General features: G+C 64.3%; 27 protein-coding genes. 9 read left to right on the top strand and 18 right to left on the bottom strand.

Translation table 11 applies throughout. The features are described from left to right. Window positions 1–42: 42 nt before the first annotated feature. The 7 genes from Q0L62_RS05485 (at window position 43) to Q0L62_RS05455 (ending at window position 5454) form a co-directional block, all read left to right on the top strand. Window positions 43–240 (top strand): hypothetical protein, encoded by a 198-nt coding sequence (locus Q0L62_RS05485; protein ID WP_296677542.1) that lies wholly within the window; start codon window positions 43–45, stop codon window positions 238–240. Between the two features lie 217 nt (window positions 241–457). Next, window positions 458–1087 carry an SOS response-associated peptidase family protein gene (locus Q0L62_RS05480; RefSeq protein WP_296677539.1) on the top strand — a complete coding sequence of 210 codons (630 nt, stop codon included), beginning with the start codon at window positions 458–460 and terminating at the stop codon, window positions 1085–1087. An 84-nt stretch (window positions 1088–1171) separates the two neighbouring features. Beyond that, on the top strand, window positions 1172–1618 hold the full coding sequence (locus tag Q0L62_RS05475; RefSeq protein WP_296677537.1) for a hypothetical protein: 447 nt from the start codon (window positions 1172–1174) through the stop codon (window positions 1616–1618). After that, window positions 1615–1926 carry a transcriptional regulator gene (locus Q0L62_RS05470; protein ID WP_296677535.1) on the top strand — a complete coding sequence of 104 codons (312 nt, stop codon included), beginning with the start codon at window positions 1615–1617 and terminating at the stop codon, window positions 1924–1926. The genes Q0L62_RS05475 and Q0L62_RS05470 overlap by 4 nt, the downstream gene beginning before the upstream one ends. Before the next feature lie 67 nt (window positions 1927–1993). Next, on the top strand, window positions 1994–3355 hold the full coding sequence (locus Q0L62_RS05465; protein WP_296677533.1) for an NAD(P)-binding domain-containing protein: 1362 nt from the start codon (window positions 1994–1996) through the stop codon (window positions 3353–3355). 3 nt (window positions 3356–3358) lie between these two features. After that, entirely contained in the window at window positions 3359–4588 is a 1230-nt protein-coding gene (locus Q0L62_RS05460; RefSeq protein ID WP_296677531.1) for a cytochrome P450, read from the top strand. Next, window positions 4585–5454 carry an enoyl-CoA hydratase-related protein gene (locus Q0L62_RS05455; protein WP_296677528.1) on the top strand — a complete coding sequence of 290 codons (870 nt, stop codon included), beginning with the start codon at window positions 4585–4587 and terminating at the stop codon, window positions 5452–5454. Before Q0L62_RS05460 ends, Q0L62_RS05455 begins: the two co-directional genes overlap by 4 nt. On the opposite strand, the gene Q0L62_RS05450 is transcribed toward Q0L62_RS05455, so the two are convergent. Both Q0L62_RS05450 and gnd read right to left on the bottom strand, forming a co-directional pair. Continuing rightward, window positions 5451–6299 (bottom strand): MipA/OmpV family protein, encoded by an 849-nt coding sequence (locus tag Q0L62_RS05450; protein WP_296677527.1) that lies wholly within the window; start codon window positions 6297–6299, stop codon window positions 5451–5453. The two genes, Q0L62_RS05455 and Q0L62_RS05450, sit on opposite strands and share 4 nt — an antisense overlap. Beyond that, window positions 6299–7291, bottom strand: coding sequence for a phosphogluconate dehydrogenase (NAD(+)-dependent, decarboxylating) (gene gnd, locus Q0L62_RS05445; protein ID WP_296677525.1), 993 nt, complete (start codon window positions 7289–7291; stop codon window positions 6299–6301). Before gnd ends, Q0L62_RS05450 begins: the two co-directional genes overlap by 1 nt. A gap of 269 nt (window positions 7292–7560) precedes the next feature. Between gnd and Q0L62_RS05440 the strand changes: the two genes are divergently transcribed. Further along, entirely contained in the window at window positions 7561–8934 is a 1374-nt protein-coding gene (locus Q0L62_RS05440; RefSeq protein WP_296677523.1) for a L,D-transpeptidase family protein, read from the top strand. Window positions 8935–9001: 67 nt separating this feature from the next. Here Q0L62_RS05440 and Q0L62_RS05435 read toward each other — a convergent pair whose 3' ends face one another. The 7 genes from Q0L62_RS05435 to Q0L62_RS05405 all read right to left on the bottom strand — a co-directional run bounded on the left by Q0L62_RS05435 (window position 9002) and on the right by Q0L62_RS05405 (window position 13926). Next, complete coding sequence (locus Q0L62_RS05435) at window positions 9002–9700, bottom strand: murein L,D-transpeptidase catalytic domain-containing protein (RefSeq protein ID WP_296677521.1); 699 nt, start codon at window positions 9698–9700, stop codon at window positions 9002–9004. A 72-nt stretch (window positions 9701–9772) separates the two neighbouring features. Further along, window positions 9773–10252: a GNAT family N-acetyltransferase gene (locus Q0L62_RS05430; protein WP_296677519.1), complete on the bottom strand. Its 480-nt coding sequence runs from the start codon at window positions 10250–10252 to the stop codon at window positions 9773–9775. Further along, window positions 10252–11145 (bottom strand): EamA family transporter, encoded by an 894-nt coding sequence (locus Q0L62_RS05425; protein WP_296677517.1) that lies wholly within the window; start codon window positions 11143–11145, stop codon window positions 10252–10254. The genes Q0L62_RS05430 and Q0L62_RS05425 overlap by 1 nt, the downstream gene beginning before the upstream one ends. A gap of 29 nt (window positions 11146–11174) precedes the next feature. Beyond that, on the bottom strand, window positions 11175–11699 hold the full coding sequence (locus Q0L62_RS05420; RefSeq protein ID WP_296677515.1) for a TIGR02281 family clan AA aspartic protease: 525 nt from the start codon (window positions 11697–11699) through the stop codon (window positions 11175–11177). Between the two features lie 49 nt (window positions 11700–11748). Further along, entirely contained in the window at window positions 11749–12888 is a 1140-nt protein-coding gene (gene ispG / locus Q0L62_RS05415; protein WP_296677513.1) for a flavodoxin-dependent (E)-4-hydroxy-3-methylbut-2-enyl-diphosphate synthase, read from the bottom strand. A gap of 49 nt (window positions 12889–12937) precedes the next feature. Next, the gene (locus Q0L62_RS05410) at window positions 12938–13462 is read right to left on the bottom strand and encodes a GNAT family N-acetyltransferase (protein WP_296677511.1); all 525 of its coding nucleotides are present in this window, start codon (window positions 13460–13462) and stop codon (window positions 12938–12940) included. Then, entirely contained in the window at window positions 13459–13926 is a 468-nt protein-coding gene (locus Q0L62_RS05405) for a GNAT family N-acetyltransferase (RefSeq protein WP_296677509.1), read from the bottom strand. The genes Q0L62_RS05410 and Q0L62_RS05405 overlap by 4 nt, the downstream gene beginning before the upstream one ends. Before the next feature lie 189 nt (window positions 13927–14115). Between Q0L62_RS05405 and Q0L62_RS05400 the strand changes: the two genes are divergently transcribed. Further along, window positions 14116–14562 carry a hypothetical protein gene (locus tag Q0L62_RS05400; protein ID WP_296677507.1) on the top strand — a complete coding sequence of 149 codons (447 nt, stop codon included), beginning with the start codon at window positions 14116–14118 and terminating at the stop codon, window positions 14560–14562. Window positions 14563–14586: 24 nt separating this feature from the next. Here Q0L62_RS05400 and Q0L62_RS05395 read toward each other — a convergent pair whose 3' ends face one another. From Q0L62_RS05395 to ggt, 9 genes are read right to left on the bottom strand one after another with little or no spacing between them, the layout of a single operon-like run. Continuing rightward, window positions 14587–15516: an RDD family protein gene (locus tag Q0L62_RS05395; protein ID WP_296677505.1), complete on the bottom strand. Its 930-nt coding sequence runs from the start codon at window positions 15514–15516 to the stop codon at window positions 14587–14589. Next, complete coding sequence (locus tag Q0L62_RS05390) at window positions 15513–16571, bottom strand: stage II sporulation protein M (protein WP_296677503.1); 1059 nt, start codon at window positions 16569–16571, stop codon at window positions 15513–15515. The genes Q0L62_RS05395 and Q0L62_RS05390 overlap by 4 nt, the downstream gene beginning before the upstream one ends. After that, window positions 16571–17914 carry a DUF58 domain-containing protein gene (locus Q0L62_RS05385; RefSeq protein ID WP_296677500.1) on the bottom strand — a complete coding sequence of 448 codons (1344 nt, stop codon included), beginning with the start codon at window positions 17912–17914 and terminating at the stop codon, window positions 16571–16573. Before Q0L62_RS05385 ends, Q0L62_RS05390 begins: the two co-directional genes overlap by 1 nt. A gap of 5 nt (window positions 17915–17919) precedes the next feature. Then, entirely contained in the window at window positions 17920–18891 is a 972-nt protein-coding gene (locus Q0L62_RS05380; RefSeq protein WP_296677498.1) for a MoxR family ATPase, read from the bottom strand. Continuing rightward, window positions 18888–20195, bottom strand: coding sequence for a DUF4350 domain-containing protein (locus Q0L62_RS05375; protein WP_296677497.1), 1308 nt, complete (start codon window positions 20193–20195; stop codon window positions 18888–18890). The genes Q0L62_RS05380 and Q0L62_RS05375 overlap by 4 nt, the downstream gene beginning before the upstream one ends. Further along, on the bottom strand, window positions 20192–20857 hold the full coding sequence (locus Q0L62_RS05370) for a hypothetical protein (RefSeq protein ID WP_296677494.1): 666 nt from the start codon (window positions 20855–20857) through the stop codon (window positions 20192–20194). The genes Q0L62_RS05375 and Q0L62_RS05370 overlap by 4 nt, the downstream gene beginning before the upstream one ends. A 60-nt stretch (window positions 20858–20917) precedes the next feature. Beyond that, window positions 20918–21811 (bottom strand): prephenate dehydratase, encoded by an 894-nt coding sequence (locus Q0L62_RS05365; protein WP_296677493.1) that lies wholly within the window; start codon window positions 21809–21811, stop codon window positions 20918–20920. Between the two features lie 31 nt (window positions 21812–21842). Further along, window positions 21843–22379, bottom strand: coding sequence for a GNAT family N-acetyltransferase (locus tag Q0L62_RS05360; protein ID WP_296677551.1), 537 nt, complete (start codon window positions 22377–22379; stop codon window positions 21843–21845). Then, window positions 22379–24106 (bottom strand): gamma-glutamyltransferase, encoded by a 1728-nt coding sequence (gene ggt, locus Q0L62_RS05355; protein WP_296677491.1) that lies wholly within the window; start codon window positions 24104–24106, stop codon window positions 22379–22381. Before ggt ends, Q0L62_RS05360 begins: the two co-directional genes overlap by 1 nt. Between the last annotated feature and the right edge of the window lie 44 nt (window positions 24107–24150).

The following is a 24150-nucleotide window of genomic DNA, read 5'->3' as shown; positions in this document are numbered from 1 at the left end:
ATATTTGAACTGTAAGTCAGCTCTACTATTAATTTCCTGATCATGTCGGCATCCTTTTTTGATAAACACTTGAAATGGAGTTTTATCTTTTTCGACCCGACGGAAATTACGTTTCAGGCTTCTCCAATCTTTGCAGGCCTTGGCTGGCAAGGCACAGGGGATCGCACCGCACCTGCAAAGGCACGAGCGCATGGAATGCGCGCAGGGAAATGCCGCGCGGCCAAATTATCGCACAAATAATCGCTTTCTGAAGTGACGCTAAGTCACCTAGAGAATGCGGTCAGATATTTGAGGCTATTGAGTTAGCTTCGTTAGTTATTAAATATAACGCGCGACTCGATACAAATTAAATACTAATTCGTCTTGGTTGCGTCAATACCTGCACGATGAACGGAAGGCGGTTTGCGGCGCATCGAACCGGCTGGTCAGCCGCTTACCATTTGTCCATCTAGGCCGGATGACCGTGCTCTACCGTCTTGATGCCCCCGTTGCGGTGTTTGCTCCGCACTTCGGTGCGGCAGCGGGCGACGATCCGTGGCAGCGCGGGCACGTGGCACCGGGCGGATTTGCCCCGGTAATCACCGCGGGCCGCGAGGCGATTGCCGGGCCGCGTGGCTCCCGCCAACCGCGCCGTCTGATCCCGCGGCGGTGGGGCGTGCCGCCGCCGCCATCGGCTGGCGCAGCCGCGCGCGCGGTGCTGACCGTGCGCAATCCCGACAGCCCGTTCTGGATCGGCAATCTGCGCAACAGCGAGTTCCGCTGCTTGGTCCCCGCCACCAGCATGATGGAATGGGGCCGGGTCGATCCGGCCACGAACAAGCGCCGCCAGCATTGGCTGGGCTGCACCGATCAGCCGCTGTTTGCGCTCGCCGGGGTGTGGAAGGACAGCGAAGTGCCAAGCTTTGCGCTGCTGACCTGCGAGGCCAATGCGGCATGGCGCGACCTGGGCCGCGATGCGATGCCAGCGATTCTGCCGCCCGACCCGGCGGTGTGGCGCAGCTGGCTCAACGCCGATTGGCAGCAGGCCGCCAGACTGATCGCGCCCTATTCATCATCGCTGCTGCACGAAATCGGCCGCACAAATTAACTTGCCAAAATGGAAAGTTATCTCTTGCCAATAAGGAAAGTGACGCCTATCGCTTTCCATATTGGAAAGTGAAGGAGCGCGAATATGGAACTCGAAAATGCCCGGCAGGCACTCGATGCAATCGCCGCCAGCCGTAGCGAGCTTGGCACCGGGCGGCGCGATCCGTGGTGGATGCACCTGTTTGGCGCAGGGCTGATGGCCCTGATTGTTGCCGGGATCGGGTTCGGCGGCATGATTGGCACGCTGGCCGCGCTGTCGGTGACATTCGCTGCGGTGTGGAAGCTGGTTTATGACAAGCGCCGCAGCGGCATTGCGCTCGATACTTTCAAGTTTCGCCAGGGCCGGGTGTTCCTGGGTCTGGCGCTTTTGTTCTTTGTTCCGCTGGCTATCTTTCAGGCGCAGGTCCAGCAGACTGGTGGTCCGGATTGGCTGCTGACTGCCAATGCGGTGGCGGCGGGGATTGCCGGCGCGGTACTAAGCATCCTTGCAGGTCGGATGAAACGCAAGGTTCTGGTCGAGGCAGCAAGATGACCGCCGGTCAGCTCGACCCCGCCTTCGCCGCGACCGCGCGGCTGCAGATCGCAGCCGTGCTGGCGCAGGTCGACAGCGGGGAATTTTCGCGGCTGCGAGAGATTACCGGGGTCAGCGATTCGGTGCTGTCCAAGCATCTCTCGGCGCTGGTAGAGGCAGGCTATGTGACGCTAAGCAAGTCCGCGCTTGCCGGGCGGCAGCGCACCTGGGCCAGCCTGACCAAGCCGGGCCGCGCTGCCTTTACCGGGCATGTCGCGGCCTTGCAGGCGATGGTCGCGGCAGCCGGCGCAGCGGGCGCGGCGGGATAGCGCTGGACATTAACCGCGCGCTTAAACATACTCCTGCCGCAGCGGCAAAAAGGGAGTTGGCGCGAACATGGCACTGCCCAAGGTCTGCATTATCGGCGCGGGGTGCAGCGGTTTTACCACGGCCAAGCGTCTGCAGGATCACGGTATCCCGTTTGACGTGTTCGAGGCGTCCGACAACATCGGCGGGAACTGGTACTACAACAACCCCAACGGCACCTCGGCCTGTTACCAGAGCCTGCACATCGACACGTCGAAATGGCGCCTGGCGTTTGAAGACTATCCCGTGCCGGCCGACTGGCCCGACTATCCGCACCATTCGCTGCTGCTGCAGTACTTTCACGATTACGTCGATCATTTCGGCCTGCGCGAACATATCCGCTTCAACACCCGGGTCGAAAAGGCGCAGCGCAAGGCAGGCGGCGGCTGGACCATAACGCTGCCCAGCGGCGAGGTTAAGGACTATGACGCATTGGCCGTGGCCAACGGCCACCATTGGGCAGCGCGGATCCCCGACTATCCGGGTCACTTCACCGGCGCGCAGATTCACAGCCACAACTACCGCACGCCATTTGCGCCGGTCGATTGCATCGGCAAGCGCGTGCTGGTGGTGGGCATGGGCAACAGCGCGATGGACGTTGCAAGCGAGCTGTCGCAGCGCCCGATGGCCGGCAAGCTGTTCGTTTCTGCCCGGCGCGGGGTGTGGATTTTTCCGAAGTATTTCAAAGGTCAGCCGCTCGACAAGAACCCGGCTCCGGCCTGGATGCCCAAAAGCGTGCGCAACTGGCTGGGCGCGCGGATGATCAAAAGCCTGGTCGGCAAGATGAGCGACTACGGCCTGCCGGAACCGGAAATCAGCCCGTTTCAAAGCCATGGCACGGTATCGGGTGAGTTCCTGGTGCGGGCGGGATCGGGCGACATCACGATGAAGCCGGGTATCGAGCGACTGGACGGGGACGGCGTGGTTTTCACTGACGGATCGCGCGAACAGATCGACGTGATTGTCTGGGCCACCGGCTATGACATAGCCTTTCCCTTCTTCGATGAACCCAGCTTCAAGGCCGATGCCGAAAACCGCCCGCCGCCGCTGTTCAAGCGGATCATGAAGCCCGGGGTACCCGACCTGTTCTATATGGGCCTGGCCCAGCCGCTGCCGACACTGGTCAATTTTGCCGAACAGCAATCAAAGCTGGTCGGCGCCTATCTGGCCGGTACCTATCAGCCGCCCGAGCCCGCCGAAATGGACCGTGTGATCAAGGCCGACGAAAAATATTACACCGGGCAATATTATGCGGCGCGGCGCCATACCATCCAGCTCGACTTCGATCATTACGTCCGCGCACTTAAAAAGGAACTGGACAAGGGCGCCAAACGCGCCGCACTTTCCGGAAACCGTGCGCCGTTGAAGGCGCGGATGACACAGGATGCCTGAACCATGGCCAGCCTTGCCGCACGCCCGATAACTCCGGTCGATGTCAGTGCGGACGCGCTGTTTGTCGAAAATACGTGGCGCGAACCGTTTGCCCGGCTGCGCGCCGAAATGCCGCTGTCATACCGCCCGGAAAGTCCGTTCGGCCCGTACTGGTCGGTTGTCACCCATGACCTGATCCAGGAAGTGGAGCTGCGCCATGACGTATTTTCGTCGCGCTGGGATCTGGGTAACATCACCATTGCCGATGCAGTCAACGGCACCGCCTTTCCCAATTTCATCGCGCAGGATCCGCCGATCCACACCGCCCAGCGCCGGGTGATCTCTCCCGCCTTTTCGCCCAGCCAGATGCAGAAGCTGGACGTGCTGGTAAAGGCGCGCACGAACCAGCTGCTTGATGGCCTGCCGGTCGGTGAAACGTTCGACTGGGTCGAACGGGTGTCGATCCCCCAGACGCTGGGCATGCTGTGCGGGCTGTTCGACATGCCGTTTGAGGAATGGCGCGATATCAAGCGCTGGTCGGACTGGGCCAGCGGCGTTTCGGCGGAAAACCTGACCGATGAATACCGCTCTCAGTTCCTGGTCGAAATGGGCGAGATGCTGGCCCGCTTTGACCGCGAACTGGAAGACCGCCGGACCAAGGAGCCCAGCGACGACCTGCTCAGCCGGATGGTCCATTCCGAAGCGATGGGACACATGGAGCCGATGGAGCGTATCGCCAACATCGCGCTGCTGATCGTGGGCGGCAACGATACGACGCGCAATTCGATGACTGCGCTGGTCGAAGCGTTTGACCGTTATCCCGACCAGCTCGAACGGCTGCGGGCCGACCCCGCGCTTGCGGCCAATGCGGCGCAGGAAATCATCCGCTGGCAATCGCCCGTCACCCACATGCGGCGCACCGCGCTGGCCGATACCGAGCTGGCCGGACAGACCATCCGCGAAGGCGACAAGGTGGTCATGTGGTACATCAGCGCCAACCGCGACGAGGCCGTGTTCCCCGATGCCGAACGCTTTGACGTGGGCCGCGAAAATGCGCGGCGGCATCTGGGCTTTGGTCACGGCATCCACCGCTGCGTCGGTGCACGGCTGGCGGAAAATCAGCTGACCACTCTGATCGCCGAAATTGCCGCGCGGCGCATCCGGATCGTCCCGCAGGCTAAGCCGACCCGGCTTGCCAGCCCGTTCCTGCACGGCTTTACCGCGATGCCGGTGCAGATTGAGGCCGCGGCTTGACCGCGCTGCCCGCAACGACCCAAGTCGTTCTGGAACGCGACGGACCGGTCCTGTGGATCCGGATCGACCGTCCCGATGCGATGAATGCCTATACCGCGACCATGGGGGCTGATCTTGCCGCCGCTTTCGATCACGCCGACACAGATGACGCAGTTCGTGTCGTGGTGCTGACCGCGCGGGGCAAGGTGTTTTGCGCCGGAGCCGATGTGTCGGCCGGGGCAGGCGCCTTCGACACGGCCGGCGGCGATGGCGCGAAGAACTTTGGCGGCGCAGGAGGAGGCGGGCGGCGCAGCAATTTCATCGCCGCGATGATGGACTGCCGCAAGCCGTCGATCGTAGCCTTCAACGGTTCTGCAGCGGGGGTTGGCCTGACCCTGACCCTGCCTTGTGACATCCGCATCGCCGCCGACCACGCCCGCTTCGGCTGCGTCTTCACGCGCCGCGGATTGGTCCCCGAAGCCGGATCGGCATGGTTCCTGCCCCGGCTGGTCGGGCTTTCGACCGCGCTAAAGTGGTGCCTGACCGGCGCGCTGGTCCCCGCGGCAGAGGCGCTAGCCGCCGGGCTGATCAGCGAGACGGTCCCCGCCGATCAGGTGGAAAACCGTGCCCGTGAACTGGCGCTTGAAATTGCGCAGCAGTGTTCGCCCGTGGCGCTGGCGCTGACCCGGCGGATGCTGTGGCATTTCTCGGCCCAGGAAAGCCCGCGCGGCGCGCTGGCTGTTGACGCCCCGCTTAACATCGCGCTGGGCCAGCAGGCGGACGTGCGCGAGGGTGTGGCCGCGTTCCTCGAAAAACGCACTCCAGACTTCTCGCTGGCAGTCTCAACCGACATGCCCGAAACGCCGTGGTGGCGCGGTCCTTCCTAGAACGCGTAAGACAATCCGGTTACCGCAAAGACCTGGCTGGCATTCCCGGCATCGCGCACGATCGGGCTATCGGCAAAGCGCCCCAGCATCCGTTTGCCGTTGATCAGCACAAAACCGCCCAGACCCTTGCGCGCGTCCCCGCCCAGATCATGGGTATAAAGCAGCGATACTCCGGCGCTTTTCCAACCGCCGCCAGCTGGATCGTACGCAGGTAAAATCGTGCCGGGTGCAACCGCGAAGTAGCTTGCGGCATAGCCCCTGCCGACATGATCCGCCGACAGACCGATCCGCGCAAAGCTGCGCCGTGAAACGGGTGAACTAAGCGAAAGCGACGGGGTCACTACCAGGCTGCGATGCGCCCCAGCCACATCGTGCAGTACCGTTACATCAAGGTTAAGGCTGGCTGGCGGGATAACTGCACCGCGAAATCCGATGCCGGCAGTTGCACCCAATTCCACCGCAGTCTTGCGGGTGCCAAGCGCCGCTACGCGCGGATCGCGAACCGATCCGCTGCGTTCTGGCCGGATCTGCACTACCGGGCCGAAGACCAGACGGGTGCGGCTACCAGGAGCATCGCGAATGACATCGGTGTAAAGATTGAGACCGCGCATCTGAAAATCGATCCCGGCAACGCGCCCCTGAAAAATCCCGCCAGGTTGCAGCTTGTAATCGTCTGACCCTTCGTAGTCGGGCGCAATGCCCAGCCCGAATCCTACCGTCAGACGGTCCATTCCATCGTCACGCATGCCCGGCGGCGGGCCGGGTACAGCCGGAACCTGGGCCGAAGCAGCCCCGGCGACCAAAAACACGGCAGCGAGGGCAAGAGCGGAACGGTAATAAACCATCAACCTTGCTTCATTGGCACGCCGTCGTGCCCGCCGAACTTGCTGCGCAGGGCCGAAAGAAAGCGGTTGGCGGTGCCGGCATCGTCGTGGCTGGTAAAGCGGGCAAACAAGGCGTCAGCGATCACCGGGGTCGCCACGCCCTGTTCGATCGCGGCATTGAGCGTCCAGCGCCCTTCGCCCGAATCGGCCACGCGCGGGCTGTAATCTGCCAGGCCCTTGCCGCCGGCCAACGCGTCAGCCCCCAGATCAAGCAGCCAGGACGATACCACGCTGCCGCGCCGCCACACCTCGGCAATCGCGGGCAGATCGAAGGGATAGGACCGATCTTCGGGAACGACCGGATCGGCGGCGCTGGCGAACAGGGCGAAACCCTCGGCAAAAGCCTGCATGATGCCGTATTCGATTCCGTTGTGGACCATCTTTACATAATGGCCCGCCCCGGCCTTGCCGCAATGCAGCCAGCCAGCTTCGCCAGGTTGCAGCGGGCCACCGGCCTTGACGGCCGTTCGCGGTGCCGCGTCAACCCCGGGGGCCAGCGTTTCGAACACCGGACGGGCGCGCTCTACCCCTTGGTCCGATCCGCCGATCATCAGCGAATATCCGCGCTCCAGCCCGAACAGCCCGCCCGATGTCCCGCAATCCAGGAAATGCAAGCCCTGCTGCGCCAGCTTTGCGGCACGGGTCACGCTGTCGCGGTAGTTGGAATTGCCGCCGTCGATGATCGTATCGCCGGATTGGAGCAGCCCTGCCAGCTCATCGACAACGCCTTGGGTGATCTTGCCGGCAGGAACCATCAGCCAGACCGTGCGGGGCGCACTCATCGCGCCAACCAGCGCAGCCAGACTGTCTGCGGCAACCGCGCCAGTTTCACTTGCCAGGGACGCGCGCTCGGCAGCGTCGATTGAATAGATATGGCATTGGTGGCCGTCCCGGCTGAGCCGCCGGACCATGTTGCCGCCCATTTTGCCCAGCCCGATAAACCCGATCTGCATTGCCGCTGTTCCTTGCCGTATCGCCCGCTAAACGCATGTGGCGGGTCTATGCTCCCACCTGTTGTCGGGGGTCAAAGCATTTCCCCCTTACGCGCAAAGCGCCGCAAACGTGCGCGCAATTCAGCTTGTGGCAAGCCGCAATACTTGAAGAAGAAGGCCGTTACGGGCATAAGGGGCGGACGCGCGGCGCGGCTGCGCGCCCAGTTTTCAGGCGGAGTCAATTTACAATGGTGCATCGGGTCAAATCGGGTTTTGGTCGGGGCGCGGCTATGGCTGCACTGAGCCTGCCCGGCATCGCCATGGCCCAGGCCGCAAGTCAGCCGACCAGTATCCTGCCGCCCGCTCCCGCAGCGCAGCAGGCACCAGCGCCCTCGCCCAGCATTGTTCCGCAACCAACGTCCAGCCCGTCCCCCGCGCCGCCGGTAACGCCGCCGCCCGTGCCGTCCGAAACAGCGCCGCTGCAAATCGACGAGCCGGTGATGGCATGGACCACGGCCGATGCCGCGGCGCTGGTGGCGGTAATAGAAAATATTGCTGGCGAAGGTTTGATCCCTGCCGACTATCAGCCGGAAAAACTGCGGGCAGCGATCCTTGCCGGCCCGGGTGCCGGACTGGACGAGCAGGCCAGCCGCTCGTTCGCCTGGCTGGCTGAAGATATGCGCGACGGGCGCACCCGGATGCAGTCGCGCCTGCAATGGTTCCTGGTCGACAAGGATGTCGATACCCATACCGTGACCAAACTGATGACCGCAGCGCTGGCCAGCCATGACATCGAAGGCACGATCATGGGTCTGGCTCCGACCCATCCCGATTACGCCGCGCTGAAAGAGCTTTACGCAACAACGCCAAAGGCTAACAAGGCGGCGCGCAGCCTGATCCAGGCCAACCTTGACCGCTGGCGCTGGCTGCCGCGCGAGATGGGCAAGTATTACCTTTTGACCAACCTGCCCGAATTTCAGCTGCGCCTGACGGTCGATAACACCATCATCCGGTCATACCGGACCGTTGTCGGCAAGCCCGGCAAGACCGCGACGCCCAACCTGGCAGAGACGGTTGAGAATGTGGTTTTCAACCCGACCTGGACAGTGCCGCAGTCGATCGTGGTGGGGGAAGGTCTGGGCGCACGGCTGTGGGCCAGCCCATCATCGGCGGCCCGCCAGGGCTACAAGGTGACCAAGAACAAGGACGGCACTTTTCTGGTGGTCCAGCAGCCGGGTGACGGCAACTCGCTGGGCCGGATGAAGATCGACATGCCCAATCCGCATGCGATCTATCTGCACGATACCCCGTCCAAGTCGCTGTTCAACACACCGGTTCGCGCCTACAGCCACGGCTGCGTGCGCACGGAACGCGCCGTGGAACTGGGCATGACCATGGCGATCCTGGGTGCCGGCGTGACGCCGGAACAGGCGGTACAGTACAACCTGTCAGGCAAATACACCAAGGTCCCGATGACCAAGACCTTCCCGGTTTACCTGACATATTTCACCATGGCGACCGGGATCGACGGCAAGATGGGCAAGTTTGCCGACATCTATGGCCGCGATGTGCCGGTCCTTGCCAGCTTCGCCAAACCGCGCGAGGCGTGGAACGGTCAGCGCATTACCAGCGAAAAGGTGATCAAGCTGGATAATCCGATTTGATCCGGTAAGGAAGCGCGCCGATGATGCAAACCTGTCCGCGCCGGCGATTGCCGTACCGTTCAGAAAATCAAACCATGATCCGGTCAGCGTAAAGCAAGCGTCCGCCGGACAGGTGCCACAGCGCCTCGTTAAAGTGCTCGGGGCCCATGGCAAAGCAGCCTTCGCTGCGCCCAAGCTTGCCGAACTTGCTGATCATGTCGTCGGCGGCATAAACCGCAGGGTGCATCACGATCGCGCGGTCCAGCGCGTTTGAATTATCGCCGTCCAGCCCTTCGAGACGGATCGAGGTGCCGTATTTGCCCTTGTACCATTCGCAGGTCAGGTATGCCCCGCGCGAGGTAGCCTCAGACCCTACGCCGTTGGAAAACGACTGGAGAAAGCCTGAATGCCCCGGGTCCGAGCCGCGTCCGTGGCTGACCAGAAACGAGCGGATCTCGCCTTTTTCAAGGTTCACGAAATGCAGCCGCGGGAGAGTGGAGGGCCGGGCGAAATCGGCGATGCCGACCAGATCCTGGCGCCACACGGTGCGGCCTGCGCGTTCCAGCTCGCGCTTGGCAATCTCGCGCAGCTTGGCGTCGTACAGCGGATTGGGCTGGGCGACGACCGGCAGGGCCGGCAGGACCGGTTCGGCCGGCGGCTTGGCCATCGGCACGGCGCCGAACACCTGGTCAAACTGGTCTGTAACCGATTGCGCGAGCGCGCGGCCGGGCAGCGCCAGCAGCGCTCCCGTGGCCAGGCCACCTCGCAAGATCGATCGACGGTCCATGTTGCCCCTTATACCATAGATCAAATAAAACGATCCTGAACGAATCGCAAAGCGAAAATCGGCGGAAAAGCGTCAGCCAGCGCCCAATTGATGCAATGCGGCACCATCGACTCGCATGACGGTCCAATCATCCATCAGCCGGGCACCAAGGTTCTTGTAAAAGCCGATCGCCGGCTCGTTCCAGTCAAGCACCGACCATTCGAGCCGGGCACAGTCCCGTTCCACGGCCAGCGCGGCGAGATGCGCGAGCATTGCCTTGCCCAGTCCCGATCCGCGCGCCTGGGGCTGGACGAACAGGTCTTCCAGATAGATCCCGGGCTTTCCTTCAAACGTCGAAAAGTTATGGAAAAACAATGCGAAGCCCTGCGCCGCTCCGTCCAGTTCGCCGATGATGACTTCGGCATAGGGGCGGGCGCCAAACAGCTTTTCGCCCAGCACGGCCTCGTCGAAACGGACCTCGTGGGCCAGCTTTTCATAAGCGGCGAGGGCGCGGATCAGACCGGCGATCAAGGGCAGATCGGCGGCGGCGGCGGGGCGAATCGACAAGGTCATCAAACAGTCTTTCGAAAACGGGGCCATGCGATACCCAGCACTAGTCCAGCCATGACCAGCGCAAAGGCCAGCAGTTTCCACCACTGGAGCGCTTCACCCAGGATCAGCGCCGCTGAACCCAGGCCAAACACCGGCACAAGCAGTGCCAGCGGCGCTATGGTGGCGGCGGGATGGCGGGCCAGGAGCCAGCCCCACGCGCCATAACCGAACAGGGTGTTGCCCAACGCCTGCCACAGCACGGCTGCCCAGGTCCAGCGATCTGCCGCAGCAATCCCGGCACGCATCGCGGGCCAGCCTTCCAGGGCCAGGGCCATGATCAGCAGCGGCGGAATGGCGAACAGGCTGGACCAGACCACATAGCCCAGCATGTTGACCTGCCCGGCAGCGCGCGACACCATGTTGCCGCCCGACCAGCTTGCTGCGGCCAGCAGCACCAGCGCAAGCCCCAGCGGAGTCGCGCTGCCATCGGTGTGCAAGGCGATGGTGGCAATCCCGGTCGTGGCAAGCAGCAGCGCGGCGATCTGGTATCCGGCAATGCGCTCACCAGTCAGGCGCGCGGCCATGGCGATGGTGAAGAACGCCTGAGCCTGCACCACCAGGCTGGCGAGACCCGGAGTGATGTCAGCGCGCATCGCCGTGAACAGGAGCCCGAACTGCCCGGCCCCGATCAGAACCCCATAGGCCGCCAGATTGCCCCAGGGAACCTTGGGTCGCGGCAGGAACAGGGCCAGCGGCACGAAAGCCAGGGCAAAACGCAGCAGCGCCAGGGTCAGCGGCGGCAAGTGCGCCAGCGCCTGTTTGATCACGACAAAGTTGGTGCCCCACACCGCGGTGACTGCAAGCGCCAGGGCCAGATGTGATACAGGCAGTGCGGCGCGGTGCAGGTTTCCCATGCGCCGCCGCCTAGCCGATGCGGCAGGCCCTAGCTAGGGCGGATAACCATCGAATCGCCCTGCAATTCAACCCCGCCCATGCGGCGCAGCACCGATTGCCCCAGCAGGTCGGTCTGCAGGCCCTTCATCACCACGGCTTCGACATTGCGGAACCGTTCGCCGCCGACCTCAACCGTCTCAAGCATGATCGGAGCGCCGTAACCCGTTCCGGACGCGGTCTTCATCACCGGCTGGAACTCGTCCTCGGGCGGTAACAGCCCCAGGCGGTTGGCGGTGTCTTCGGTCAGCGCGACCAGATCGGCGCCGGTATCGACCAGAAAACTGACGTCTTCGTTGTCGATCGTCGCGGTCAGGCGGAATTGCCCGCTGCCATCGCGTTCCAGCACCATTGCATTGCTGCCGCCTTGCGATTCGCGCGCGTGGTGCCGGGGCGCAACCGGATCGTCCGGTTGCGACGTGCTGGAAAAAGTCGCGCTTTTCGTAGGCAAGCGCGGGGCGAATATCACTGTGGAGACAATGGCGCTGAGCGCAAGGACGACGAAGCGGTTGACCATGGCGCCAGCATAACGCGGATCAGGTTACCGCTTTGCCAACGCCCGGATTTTATGCCGCCTTGCCGTGGGTCACATCCATGCTGACTGCGCGGCCGGCGTCTATTTCGGCAGCTTTGGCTTCGACCAGCTTGACGATGTGGCCAATCATGTCGGCGTCCGCCACATGGTGATCGGTCACGCCTGACAGGTACACCATGTGCTTGCCCTGGCCGCCGCCGGTGATGCCGATATCGGTTTCGCGCGCTTCGCCCGGACCGTTTACCACGCAGCCCAGTACCGACAGGCTCATCGGGGTCTTGATGTGGCTAAGCGCATCCTCCAGCTTTTGGACGGTGCGGATCACGTCAAAGCCCTGCCGTGCGCAGCTGGGGCAGGACACGACCCGCACACCGCGGGTGCGCAGGCCCAGGCTTTTCAGGATTTCATAGCCAACCCGCACTTCCTCCTCGGGTTCGGCCGAGAGCGAGACGCGGATGGTGTCGCCGATCCCGGCCCACAGCAGATTGCCCATGCCGATCGCGGATTTGACTGTCCCGCCGATCAGCCCCCCCGCCTCGGTAATCCCAAGGTGCAGCGGGCAATCGACTGTTTCGGCCAGTTGCATGTAGGCAGCAACCGCCAGGAACACGTCGCTGGCCTTCACCGCGACCTTGTATTCGTGGAAATCGTGGTCCTGCAGCAGCTTGATATGATCAAGCGCGCTTTCAACCAGCGCTTCGGGGCAGGGTTCGCCGTATTTTTCAAGGAGATCCTTTTCCAGGCTGCCGGCGTTGACCCCGATGCGAATCGCGCAGCCGTTGGCCTTGGCCGCGCGGACCACTTCTGCCACGCGCTCGCTGCTGCCGATATTGCCCGGATTGATCCGCAGGCACGCGGCGCCCGCATCGGCCGCTTCCAGTGCGCGCTTGTAGTGGAAATGGATGTCGGCGACGATCGGCACGGTTGCCGCCCGGACAATCGCGCCCAGCGCGGCGGTGCTTTCCACATCGGGGCAGGATACGCGGATGATATCCGCCCCGGCATCTTCGCAGCGCCTGATTTGATCGATGGTTGCCGCGGCATCGCTGGTCAGCGTATTGGTCATGGTCTGTACCGTGATCGGCGCACCGCCGCCCACAGGCACCTTGCCCACCATGATCTGGCGCGAAGTGCGCCGCGCGATGTCCCGCCAGGGCCGTATTGATGCCATGCGCCAGCCCATAGAGCAGAGCGGCGGGCGGGGAAAGCCTCTCCAGAGCCTAGCGAAGCATCCGTGCAAACAGGAACTCGGGATCGATGTGATCGCCGACCTGGAAGGTAATGTCGGCTACCTTGGCAAAGCCGTAGCGTTCATAGAAACGGTGCCCGCCGAAGTTTTCGGCATAGACCGACAGTTGCACCTCGTCCGCTCCGCGCGCCGCAAACTGCGCCATTGCCCAGTCCATCAACTGGCCGCCGATGCCTTGTCCGGTCGCTCCGGCGGCGGTGTACAGCTGTTTCAGCTCCATCGCTTTTGCGCCTCGGGCATGGTCTGCGCGGCAGGGTTTCAGGCCGATCTTGGCAAATCCCATCAGCGCGCCGTCCGCCTCGGCCAGGCAGTAAATCTGCTGCGGATCGGCATAATCCCCGGCAATCGCCGCCGGCGACAGCACATCGTCCAGGAACATGGCCAGGTTCGCCGCGCTGTAAAGGTGGCCGAACTTGGCAATAAAGGCGTCGCTGGCCAGTTGCGACAGGGCGGGAATATCCGCCTGGGTCATCGCGCGCAGGATTACACTGGTCACAGCAGCCTCGTCATGCAGATGGAAAAGGGGTCCTGGACATAGCCGCCAAACGGCGGACATTCGGCAAAGCCGTACCTTTCGTAAAGCTGGCGGGCGGGAAGGAAAGCGTCGGGTCTGCCGGTTTCCAGGCTGACCCGGTCATAACCGCGCGCCTGCGCCACGGCCAGCAGGTGATCAAGGATCGAGCGCCCGGCTCCCTTGCCGCGATAGTCGGGATGGGCGCGCATCGATTTCAGTTCGCCGTGGCGCTCGGCCAGATGCTTGATTGCCCCGCAGGCTGCCAGCTGCTGATGGTTCCACGCCGAATAGAAGGTCACGTCACTTTGCCGCAGTCGCTCGATCGGCATGGCGTGGACGCTTTCGGGCGGGGACCATGCGTGCATTTCTTCCAGATGGAGACGCAGCAAGGATGCAATCTGCGCGCCGCTCAGGTCATCCTCAACAATCGTGTACGTCTGCGCCATCGCATCGCTTTGCCGCCTGCATGCCTCGCTGGCAAGTCGCGGTGCGGCACTGTTGACTCTGGCGGCAAGGCGGTTAGCTTCCCGCCATCCTTGCTGCCGGAATCGCTTTTTTCCGGGTCGCTCGTCTCCAGCGCAAGGCGCAGGCTCCGCCCGGATCAACCGGCGGGCCATGCAACAGGAGGTAAACCAATGCTGACTCTGCGCAAGGCGGCCATTCTGGCCGCGTCGATCTCGCTTGCCTATGCAACACCGGTACTGGCGGACGATTATCCGGTTGAGCCGGGCGACTATGTGTCGATCGGAATGATATCGATCGAAGATGGGCACGACCTTGAATACATGAACTATCTGTCCGGACTGTGGCGGCGCAATCAGGACTACGCCAAGGCACAGGGCTGGATCACCAGCTATGAGATCCTGACCAACGAGAACCGCCGCGCGGGCGAGCCTGACGTCTATCTGGTGACGCGGTTCAAGGAGTTTGCCAACACCGCAGAGGACAAGCGCCGGTCCGACCTGATGCAAGCGCAGATGAAAATGACCGATGCCGAAATGCAGGCCGCGTCGGCCGGGCGGGCCAAGTACCGCACACAGATGGGTTCGCAATTGCTGCGCGCCTGGGTTTGGAAAAAGTAGCCTTCCGGGTTGGCGGGGGCGGCGTCAGGTCGTCCCCGTAAACTTGTCGGCCTTGCGCTTGCCCATGCGCATCCCGCTTTCCAGCCGGGCGCGCAGCTGGGTGTAATAGGCTTCCAGAAAGGCGCGTTCATCGCCCGCCCCGGGGTTCCAGCCCAGCTTGCGGCAGATCGCGTCCTGCACTGCCACCATCGCTTCGTGGCGATCTTCGCGCAGCACCCGTTCCAGCGTTTGCAGTTCAAACTCGCCATAGACGGCCAGCTCGGCATCGCTGAACCGGTAAACCGCGCCGGTGGCCGAACTGCTGCCGCGCAGCGCGGTGCCGCTGGTAGACAGCGCCGCTTCCAGTTTGCGTTTCGGCGCTTCGATCACCCAGGTTCCGGCAATCAGATCGCCCGCACGCAGGCGGTCGCGGTTGAACAGCGGGAACAGCGCGAACAGCAGGAACCAGACGCCCGCCACCAGCCCGGTATAGTCGGTGCCGTCATCGCCCTGCGCGCCGATCAGCAGCTGCAGTGGCAGGAACACTTCGATATCGCGCAGCAGGTTGCGCGCCAGGACCATTTCCGCGGTCAGCCGTCCGCCGCTGCGTGCCGCGATGCGGATTCCGGTCATCCGCTTGCCCGGGGTGGCGCCGCGCGGGCCCAGTTCGAAGAACAGGAAATAGGCGTAACGGGTCAGCCAGACTGCGATCAGCCAGACGATTGCCACGAACTGACCGGCCTCCTTGCCCGCGCCGCCGCCGTTCTTGCCAAACAGCTGAACCCCGATCAGCAGCAGCACGACCGACCCGATGATGATCCCCAGTGCCATGATAGTCAGGTCGATCAGCAGCGCGCCGAAGCGCGTTGACCGGCTGGCCAGCACGATCGGCAGGGCGATTCCTTCGGGCGTGATCAGCACGCGGTTGCGGTCGCTGCGCGGCTTGACCGGGCGGGGCAGGGCCGCGCCGCTCATGCGGCATCTCCCCCGGCCGCATCGCGGCGGAAGGCGAAGAAATAGGCCAGCCAGAAGACCAGCATGCCATAGCCGATGGCATAGCGCTGCCAGGTCACCTCGATCGTCTGGCGGCCGATCCCTTCCAGCAGACCGGCGCAGACCAGCATCAGCACCACCCCGGCCATGACCACCGCGGCGCGCTGTCCGGCCTCTGCCGCAGCCTCGATCAACGACCGTTTGCCCGGAAAGGCCATCGACCGGCCGACATGCAGCCCCGCAGCACCGGACAACAGGATCGCAAGCAGTTCGGTCGTGCCGTGGATCGATAGCCAGCCGATGAAATCATACAGCAGCCCCTGGCTGGCAAACAGCCACAGCATCGCCCCCAAAGTGGCGGTATTCTGGATCAGCAGCAGCAGCGGCGGCACGCCAAAGGCAAAGCCCAGGGCAAAGCACAGGATCGCGACGCTGGCGTTGTTGCTGAACAGGAAAGCGGCAAAAACCGTCAGACCGTCCTGCCTGGCGCCATCGAACAGCGTGGCGCGCAGCACCTCGCGGGTGGCACCGGGAACGCGGGCGTCCTGGAAATGGCCCGGAACCAAACTGAAATACCAGTCCTGATCCCCTGCCACGAGCAGCCAGCCAACCACCGTTCCGGCCACCATCAGCGCCAGCGCGGCCAGCACTTCGGGCCACAGCCCGCGTACCGCGCGGCTCCATTCTCCGCCAAAGAAACGCCGCAGCCAGCCCCACAGGGTCACGCGCGGGCCATAGACCTGGAACCAGGCGCGCTGCACCAGACCTTCAAGATAGGAAAGCGTCGCCGCATCGAGCGAGGTTTCGCGCGCCACCGACAGGCTGGATGCAACGGTTCGGTACAATACTGGCAGGGCCAGCACGTCTTCATCGGACAGGCGCCGGGCGCGGCCCGATTCCATCCGGGCAACAATGGCCTCAAGCCGGGTCCAGTCACCCTCGCGCTCCTGGCGGAAGCGGTCGGACCGCAGCGCGGCCGCCTCGACCGCGGCATCGCGGGCTGCATCCTTGCCGCCAAACAGACCGAACAGCGCCATCAGCCAATTGCCCCCTTGCGCTTGATCGAAAGATAAGTGTCGATCAGCCGCATCCCGATCCTGTCGTGCGCAGCCTCGATCACGTCGACCCCCAACTGGCGCAGGCGTGACAGGACCAGTGCGCGCTGGCGCAGCAGGGCATCGGCCGTGGCGGCCATGGCCAGGCTTTGCATGTCGGCAGGGGGCTGGGTGGCCAGATCGTCCAGTTCGGCATCGGCCATGGTCACGAACAGCACAAGGTGGCGCTGGGTCAGCCGGCCGATTGATTCGATCATCAGCTGCGCGCTGGTCGGATCGGTGAAATCGGAAAATACCACGATCAGGCTGCGGCGCTGCAGCCGGCCAGCCAGCGTAGCCAGCGCCAGGGTAAAGTTGGGTTCCTGCGCATGGTAATCGAGCAGTGCCGCCGCGCTTTGCAAGCGCGGAAAATCCCGCGCATCGGACACGAACGGGGTGAATACCTCGGGCCGGGCGGCAAAGCCGAACAGCGCCACCCGGTCTCCGCCCTTCAGCGCGACGTAGGACGTGGCGAGGGCCGCGGATACCGCGCGGTCGATCCGCGCCATGCCGGCCACCGGTTCGCACATCGCCTGCCCGCAATCGAAGGCGAAGACGATCTGGTTGTTGCGCTCGGCCTCCATTTCCTTGGCGTAGAGATGGGCGTGACGCGCGCTGGCTTTCCAGTCGATCCGGCGGCGGTCCATCCCCGGCTGGTATTCGGCCAGCGCCTCAAACATCGTACCTTCGCCGCGAATGCGCCGCGCAATCAAGCCGAACTGTGCATCCTTCAGGAAGGTTTGCAGCGTGGGCGAACGGGTCAGCGACAGGTTTGGCAGCACCCGCACCGTCTGCCCCACTTCGCGTGCCACTTGACGTGCGCCCAGCCCCAGCGGCCCGGCCCAGCGCAGCCACACATGTTCCAAGAGGCCGGTCCCGCGGCGGCTGGGGACATAGGCCACTTCGCCCTGCCAGTGCTGCCCATCGGTGGCGGTCAGATCACGCTCGGCCCGTCCGCCCGCCAGCAGCCTCGTATCGCTGGACAGTGCGGCGGAAACGCTGCTGCGCCGCCCGCCGGCAAACGCCGCATCCAGCAGGATGCGCTCGTCTTGGCCAACCTCGACATCGCCGGGCGCGGTGACATCAAGCCGGATCGCCCGGCCTGTCAGCGCGGCATCCAGCAGGATCAGGCCGAGCACGGCCGCCCCGATCAGCGGCGCCACCACCCACGCCTCGGGCGCCAGCGCCGCGATCAGCACCGCCACCGGCGCTGCCACCACAACCAGCGCGGCGGCGCGGGCGGTGGGCACCACACGGGCGCGCAAACGGAGCGGAGCGGTTGCCATCGGGTCTAGCGCGGCGCTTCGGTCGCTTCGACCAGATCGCCAACCAGCACTTCAACCTGCTTGCCCTCAATCTCGGCTGCGGGGGACAGGAGCAGGCGGTGGCGCAGCACCGATGCGGCCAGCGCCTTGACGTCGTCCGGCAGCACGAAATCGCGCCCGTCCAGCGCGGCGCGGGCACGGGCAGCATTGGCCAGCAGTACGGCCGCGCGCGGGCTGGCGCCCGATGCCAGGTCGGCGCTGTCACGGGTGGCGCGGATCAGCCGGACCACATAGTCGGTCACGCTGTCGGCCAGGGTCACGCCCTTTACCGCGCGCGCCGCCGCGGCCACTGCATCCCCGCCGGTCACTGCGGTCAGCCCCAGGTCTGCGGGTCGCTGCGGACCGGCGCGCTGGCCAAAGGCGGTAACGATGCGGGTTTCTTCTTCAATCGTGGGATAAGCGACCTGCACCTTGAACAGAAAACGGTCCAGCTGCGCCTCGGGCAAGGGATAGACCCCCTGGCTTTCGATCGGGTTCTGCGTTGCGACGACCAGGAAATTGGCGGGCAGGGCATGGGCAGTTCCGTCCAGCGTGACCCGGCGTTCCTGCATCGCTTCCAGCAGCGCGGCCTGTGTCTTGGGCGGGGTGCGGTTGATTTCATCGGCCAGCAGCAGCTCGCAGAAGATCGGCCCGCGGCTCAGCGTGAATTGGCTGGTCTGGAAGTTGAACAGGTTTGAACCCAGGATATCGCCCGGCATCAGGTCCGGGGTGAACTGGATGCGCCCGAAATCGAGGCCGACGGCAGTGGCAAAGCACTGCGCCAGGAATGTCTTGGCAGTGCCCGGCGGCCCTTCAAGCAGGACATGGCCCTGTGCGAACAGCGCGGTCAGCAGCGCATCGACCACTTCGGCCTGACCGACCACAGCCTTGCCCACTTCGGCGCGGATCGCCTGGGCCAGGCTGGCCACCTGTTCCAGCGTCATTTCGGAAGCGCTCATTTCGTCAGGGTCCTTTCCAGCGAATGCAGGGTGCGCGCAGCGCGCAGCAGATCGATTGGCCGGCGGGCAGTGCGCAGCGCGGCGGCAGTTTCGGTAAATTTTGGCGATGCAGGATCGCGCGCGGCCAGGGCCCGGTCGATTGCGCTTTCCGCCTCGGTTCCGCCCAGCCGTGCCGGCAGGGCAAGCGCGCGAACCAGCCGCCCCTGTGCCGCATCGGCATAGGGTCCGCCGATCAGATGCATGCGGCGGGTGCGGCGGATCAGACCGGCCGCGTTGGAGACCAGCGCGCGCTTGCCAAAGGCCAGGGCGCGGCTGCCCAGCAAAGCCGGACCAAAGCGGTTGAACGCGCGCCAGCCCAGCACCAGCGCGGCCAGCATCAGGCACAAGGTAGCAGCCAGAAACGGCGGCTCGAACGCCAGTGTCAGCAGGCTGCGTGAGCGGCCAAATCCGTTCTGGGTCAGATCGAAGCTGACGCTGCGTTCAGCCCCGTCCAGCATTGCGGCCAGGATGCGTTCGCCCAGCTGGGCATTTTCGGGGCGGGCCATGCCGTAATTGTCGATCAGGTCGGGATCGAAGATGAATACCACCGGGTAATCGCCGTGGGCTTCGTCTTCGTCAACGTCAGGTTCCGCCCTCAAGGCCATACCGCGCAGAGCGCCGTAATCGCCGCCGTCTGCAACATAGGCGGCCAACGTGCGTCCGTCATTCGTCTCGACCAGCGGTATCAGCCGGTCGCCTCGCCCGGTGGCTACTGCCGAAGAATCGGGCATCTGCCCCGAAAGACCCGCGCCGGTCCAGGTTGGGCGGACGGCCCGGGTGCGCTGACGATCAAGCGCCAGTGATACCTCGTCATAAAACTTGGGCCAGTTGGGCTGACTGGCGCCCATCAGCATTACCCAGCCGTCTTTCGCGTCATTGCGTTTTACCGGCGGCTTCATCGCGTTCCATTTTGGCACCACGACCACGGTTGGCCCCATCGCGCGGCGGCGCTTGACGATCGAATCAAGTTCCTTGCCATCGGCAAAAAAGGGCGGGGTCAGCACCAGCACGCCGGGCTGGCGCAGCGCCCCCGCTGATTTGACCGTGGTGACCCGGTAGCCGCGCTTTTCCAGGTATGAAGCAAAGCCGGCATAGCCGCTGAGCCCCTTTGATCCGGCGTGCGCCTGACCATTGTTGGCTTTGCGCTCGCTCATTCCTGAACCGATCAGCCACAGCACCAGGAAGAACAGCGCCACCCCTGCGACCACCAGGGCCAGCGCTACGCGCGGCGAAAACGGTCCGGCGGTGCGGCTTTGGGCATTCATGCCGGCATCCCGCGCGGCATTTCCTGCAAGGCAAAATCAGCATAGGCGGCACGCGCGGCCTGCCAATCGGTGCCGTCCAGGGCGCGCAGGGCAAACAGGCTGCGTTCAACCCGCCCGGCTATCACTGCAAAGGCCTGCCGCGCCAGACCGGGCAAAGCCGGGATCGCGGCGATTTCGCGCGCTGTACTGGCGGGATTGACCCAATCGGGCCGGGCGCTGGCGATCTGGCTGACGCTGCGCTGCAGCAGCAGATGTGTCGCTTCGTCAAAGCGGCCTTCGGCAGCAAGGCGGTCAGCATCTTCCAGCAGGGCCAGTGCGGCATCGCGATCAGGAGACCAGCCGGGTTCTTCGGCGGCCTTGATGCTGGTCCCCAGCCGCTCGCGCAGCGGCTCGGTCAGGCGCCACAGGGCATAGAGCGCAAGGGCAATGGCCAAAGCAAGCAAGCACCATTTGAGCACCGGCCACGAAGTGCCCAGCGCCCGGGCAATCGGTTCAAAAATCTTGGCCAGCCAGCGCAGCCAGGCAGGATCAGGAGGGACCGGCAGCGTCATTGGCGGCAAGGGGGCATACTGGATCGACGGATCGGCGTGGACCGCCTGCCAATCACGTGCCGCGCTGTCTGCCGCTTCGGCACCTTGGATGACGGGGGCAGACAATAACACGGGGGCTGTGATCGCACGCAAAGCCTTGACCTGCAAGTAATGGTCAAGGCGAATAGGCAGTTAACCCCGTGCGCGTTCCTGCCGGTAGGTGCCCAGAATCCGCAGCTCCTTGCTGTGGAAAGCCAGTTCCTCGATCGCGCGGTCAACCGCCGGATCCCCCGGCGCCCCCAGAATATCGGCAAAGAACGTCGTTGCGGCAAAGCTGGCGCCTTTTTGGTAGCTTTCCAGCTTGGTCATGTTGACCCCGTTGGTGGCAAAGCCGCCCATCGCCTTGTACAGTGCGGCGGGGATGTTCTTCACTTCGAACACGAAGGTTGTCATGGTGTCCGCGCTGGCAAGCTCTGCGGGATCCAGCGGCTTGCGGGCCAGCAGGACGAAGCGCGTCATGTTGTCTGCCGCGTCCTCGACGTTATCCTCGATGACGTTCAGACCATACAGATCAGCGGCGATGCGCGGGGCGATCGCGGCGGCCTGGCGGTCGCCCAGTTCGGCCACATAGGCCGCTGCACCGGCGGTATCGGCATAGGCCATCGGAACAATCCCGCGGCTGCGCAGGAACACCCGTGACTGGCCCAGCGCCTGGGGATGCGAATAGGCGGCGGTGAACGGCCCCGCGCCCAGTGCCATCAGTGCGTGATGGATCGGCATGAAATGTTCGCCAACGATGAACAGCCCGCTTTCCGGCAGCAGGAAATGGATATCGGCAACGCGCCCGTGCTGCGAGTTTTCGATGGGAATGATCGCATGATCGGCGCGGCCATCCTTGACCGCTTCCAGAGCATCTTCAAAACTGAAGCACGGCAGGGGCAGACAGTCGCCGTTCCATTCCAGCGCGGCACGGTGGCCGTTGCAGCCCGGAGCGCCCTGAAAACTGACCGCGCGTGCGGGGTCAGCCGCTGCAGCGGCGACCATTTCCTCGACACGGGCGAGCGCGGGGGCGGGGTAGGAGTTCATCGGTTCAATCCTGCTGCGGCGCGGGGGCCGCCTATAGCCGCTTTTCCATGCGCAGCAACGGCACCTGTACGCCGTCGATCGGGGCGGACAGCACATCTTCGACCGGAAGATAACCGCTGGCGCTGTACAGCGGCACTCCGGCCAGGGTGCCCATCAGCTCGACCCGCGAAAACCCGGCATCGCGCGCCGCCCCTTCGCACAGTTCCAGCACGCGCTTGCCAATGCCGCGCCGGATGAACGCGGGATCGGTGTACATCGCGCGCACTTTCGCCGCGTCGGTAGCGGGATCAAGCCGGGCCGGTTCGCGCGCGACAACGCTGTCATCCCCGCCGTAAAGCGTGGCGCGATAGGACCAGCCGCCGCATCCGGCCAAGACGCCGTCCGCTTCGACCAAAAAGTAAGTGCGATCCTTCACCAGCTGGGTATCCAGCCCCATCACCTTGTGGCTGGCGCGGACCTGATCGGGGCTGAGGAAGCCCTGCTGCAAATGTTCGATCGCGCGGGTCATCAGCGCGTTGAGCGCTGGCAGATCATCCTCGGTTGCCAGGCGGTGGGTCAAGGCCACGATCAATAGCCTTGCGCCCCGCCGGTGGGCAGGCGCGGATCATTGGCGCCGTACAGCGTGGCGCCGCCGATCTGCGCCGCACCCACCCCCGGCGCGCCGACCAGGATCGCGGCGATCTGGTTCCAGTAATCCATCTGTTCCAGCGTGTGGCCCTTGGCCTCCAGCGCTGCGCGGGTATCGGCGCTCAAGGCGTCCTTTTCGAAATAGATGACATCGGGCAGCCACTGGGCATGGATGCGCGGCACGTTGACCGCGTCGGTCAGGCCCATCTTGTGGTCAATCACGTTCACGATCACCTGCAGCACGCCCGTCGGGATATGGCTGCCGCCTGGCGTGCCGACGACCATGAACAGCTTGCCGTCCCGGGTCACGATCGTGGGGGTCATCGACGATAGCGGGCGCTTGCCGGGCGCGACGGCATTGTTTGGCCCTTCGACCAACCCGTACATGTTGGGTTCGCCCGGCTTGGCGGAAAAATCGTCCATCTCGTCGTTGAGCAGGATCCCGGTTCCCGCCGCCGTCACCCGCGCGCCGAACCAGTCATTCAGCGTGTAGGTCAGCGATACGGCGTTGCCCGTCTTGTCGACGATGGAAAAGTGCGTGGTCGATTGCCCTTCCTTGCCGATCCCCGGCGCAGCCAGGCTGGCCGACGGGGTCGCCGTGTCCATGCTGATCCCGGCGCGCAGGGTTTGTGCATAGGCCTTGCTGGTGTAGCGGCTTGTATCGACCTTGACGAAATCCGGATCGCCCAGGTTGAGGTTGCGATCGCGAAATGCGCGGCGCAGCGCCTCGGCCGTGACATGGACCGCGGCCGATGAATGCCAGCCCATCGCGCTGACATCGTACCCTTCCAGCACGTTCAGCGTTTCGCACAGCACCACTCCGCCTGAACTGGGCGGCGGCGCGGAAATGACGTGATAGCCGCGGTAATCACACTCGATCGGCTTGCGCTCCACCGCCTTGTAGCGGCCAAAATCCTGCGCGGTCATGATCCCGCCCCCGGCGCGGTTGGCAGCAGCGATCCGCGCCGCCAGCGGCCCGGTGTAGAACGCGCCCGCTCCGCCTTTGGCAATGGCGGCAAGCGTGCGCCCCAGATCGGCCTGGATCAGCCGCTGCCCCGCCTGCCACGGCTTGCCCCGGTTAAGGAAAATCGCCGCGCTGGGCGCGTCCTTGGCAAAATCGGCGGCGCCTTCGGACAGGAAAGCCGCATCGCCCGCGTCAAGGACAAAGCCCGTGCCGGCCAGCGCGATCGCCGGGGCCATCAGCTCAGCCCGCGGGCGGGTACCGTATCTGGTCAGCGCCATTTCCAGGCCCGCGACAGTACCGGGTATGCCGGCAGACAGGTGGCCGCGCGTGCTTTTGCCCGGGATCACCTTGCCGGCTGCGTCCAGGTACATCGCGGCGGACGCCTTGCCCGGGGCCTCCTCGCGAAAGTCGATGAAGGCGGCGCGGCCGTCCGCCATGCGCACGGTCATGAAACCGCCGCCGCCAATGTTCCCGGCTTCGGGAAAGGTAACGGCCAGGGCATAGGCAACGGTGATTGCCGCATCGACCGCGTTGCCGCCGCGCTTCAGTACGTCCAGCCCGGCCGCATTCGCCAGGCGGTGGGCAGATACGACCATGCCGTTTTTGGCCGTTTCCGGCTGGGGCGAAGCCGCTTCAAGCGGGCTGGCGACAAGCGCGACCGATAGCAGGCCGGCCAGTACCGAACGCAGCGCTTTCATCGACATCCCCTCGTGTTTTTCAAGATTACGGCACTGGCACAAAAGAAAAG

It is taken from the genome of Novosphingobium sp. (genome assembly GCF_024642085.1).
Taxonomy (GTDB): domain Bacteria; phylum Pseudomonadota; class Alphaproteobacteria; order Sphingomonadales; family Sphingomonadaceae; genus Novosphingobium.
The sequence above is the reverse complement of the archived record's forward strand: the minus strand, read 5'-3'. Positions and strand labels throughout refer to the sequence as shown.

What these genes read in the sequence shown, in the direction of transcription:
- Q0L62_RS05470 (WP_296677535.1), top strand. Translation starts at nt 1,615, where the DNA reads ATGACCGCCGGTCAGCTCGACCCCGCCTTCGCCGCGACCGCGCGGCTG.
- Q0L62_RS05380 (WP_296677498.1), bottom strand. Translation starts at nt 18,891, where the DNA reads ATGAGCGCTTCCGAAATGACGCTGGAACAGGTGGCCAGCCTGGCCCAG.
- Q0L62_RS05425 (WP_296677517.1), bottom strand. Translation starts at nt 11,145, where the DNA reads ATGGGAAACCTGCACCGCGCCGCACTGCCTGTATCACATCTGGCCCTG.
- Q0L62_RS05435 (WP_296677521.1), bottom strand. Translation starts at nt 9,700, where the DNA reads ATGGACCGTCGATCGATCTTGCGAGGTGGCCTGGCCACGGGAGCGCTG.
- Q0L62_RS05465 (WP_296677533.1), top strand. Translation starts at nt 1,994, where the DNA reads ATGGCACTGCCCAAGGTCTGCATTATCGGCGCGGGGTGCAGCGGTTTT.
- Q0L62_RS05460 (WP_296677531.1), top strand. Translation starts at nt 3,359, where the DNA reads ATGGCCAGCCTTGCCGCACGCCCGATAACTCCGGTCGATGTCAGTGCG.
- Q0L62_RS05390 (WP_296677503.1), bottom strand. Translation starts at nt 16,571, where the DNA reads ATGGCGCTGTTCGGTCTGTTTGGCGGCAAGGATGCAGCCCGCGATGCC.
- Q0L62_RS05375 (WP_296677497.1), bottom strand. Translation starts at nt 20,195, where the DNA reads ATGAATGCCCAAAGCCGCACCGCCGGACCGTTTTCGCCGCGCGTAGCG.
- Q0L62_RS05480 (WP_296677539.1), top strand. Translation starts at nt 458, where the DNA reads ATGACCGTGCTCTACCGTCTTGATGCCCCCGTTGCGGTGTTTGCTCCG.
- ggt (WP_296677491.1), bottom strand. Translation starts at nt 24,106, where the DNA reads ATGTCGATGAAAGCGCTGCGTTCGGTACTGGCCGGCCTGCTATCGGTC.
- Q0L62_RS05430 (WP_296677519.1), bottom strand. Translation starts at nt 10,252, where the DNA reads ATGACCTTGTCGATTCGCCCCGCCGCCGCCGCCGATCTGCCCTTGATC.
- Q0L62_RS05485 (WP_296677542.1), top strand. Translation starts at nt 43, where the DNA reads ATGTCGGCATCCTTTTTTGATAAACACTTGAAATGGAGTTTTATCTTT.
- Q0L62_RS05420 (WP_296677515.1), bottom strand. Translation starts at nt 11,699, where the DNA reads ATGGTCAACCGCTTCGTCGTCCTTGCGCTCAGCGCCATTGTCTCCACA.
- Q0L62_RS05365 (WP_296677493.1), bottom strand. Translation starts at nt 21,811, where the DNA reads ATGAACTCCTACCCCGCCCCCGCGCTCGCCCGTGTCGAGGAAATGGTC.
- Q0L62_RS05475 (WP_296677537.1), top strand. Translation starts at nt 1,172, where the DNA reads ATGGAACTCGAAAATGCCCGGCAGGCACTCGATGCAATCGCCGCCAGC.
- Q0L62_RS05450 (WP_296677527.1), bottom strand. Translation starts at nt 6,299, where the DNA reads ATGGTTTATTACCGTTCCGCTCTTGCCCTCGCTGCCGTGTTTTTGGTC.
- Q0L62_RS05395 (WP_296677505.1), bottom strand. Translation starts at nt 15,516, where the DNA reads ATGAGCGGCGCGGCCCTGCCCCGCCCGGTCAAGCCGCGCAGCGACCGC.
- Q0L62_RS05385 (WP_296677500.1), bottom strand. Translation starts at nt 17,914, where the DNA reads ATGGCAACCGCTCCGCTCCGTTTGCGCGCCCGTGTGGTGCCCACCGCC.
- ispG (WP_296677513.1), bottom strand. Translation starts at nt 12,888, where the DNA reads ATGGCATCAATACGGCCCTGGCGGGACATCGCGCGGCGCACTTCGCGC.
- Q0L62_RS05400 (WP_296677507.1), top strand. Translation starts at nt 14,116, where the DNA reads ATGCTGACTCTGCGCAAGGCGGCCATTCTGGCCGCGTCGATCTCGCTT.
- Q0L62_RS05405 (WP_296677509.1), bottom strand. Translation starts at nt 13,926, where the DNA reads ATGGCGCAGACGTACACGATTGTTGAGGATGACCTGAGCGGCGCGCAG.
- Q0L62_RS05440 (WP_296677523.1), top strand. Translation starts at nt 7,561, where the DNA reads ATGGCTGCACTGAGCCTGCCCGGCATCGCCATGGCCCAGGCCGCAAGT.
- gnd (WP_296677525.1), bottom strand. Translation starts at nt 7,291, where the DNA reads ATGCAGATCGGGTTTATCGGGCTGGGCAAAATGGGCGGCAACATGGTC.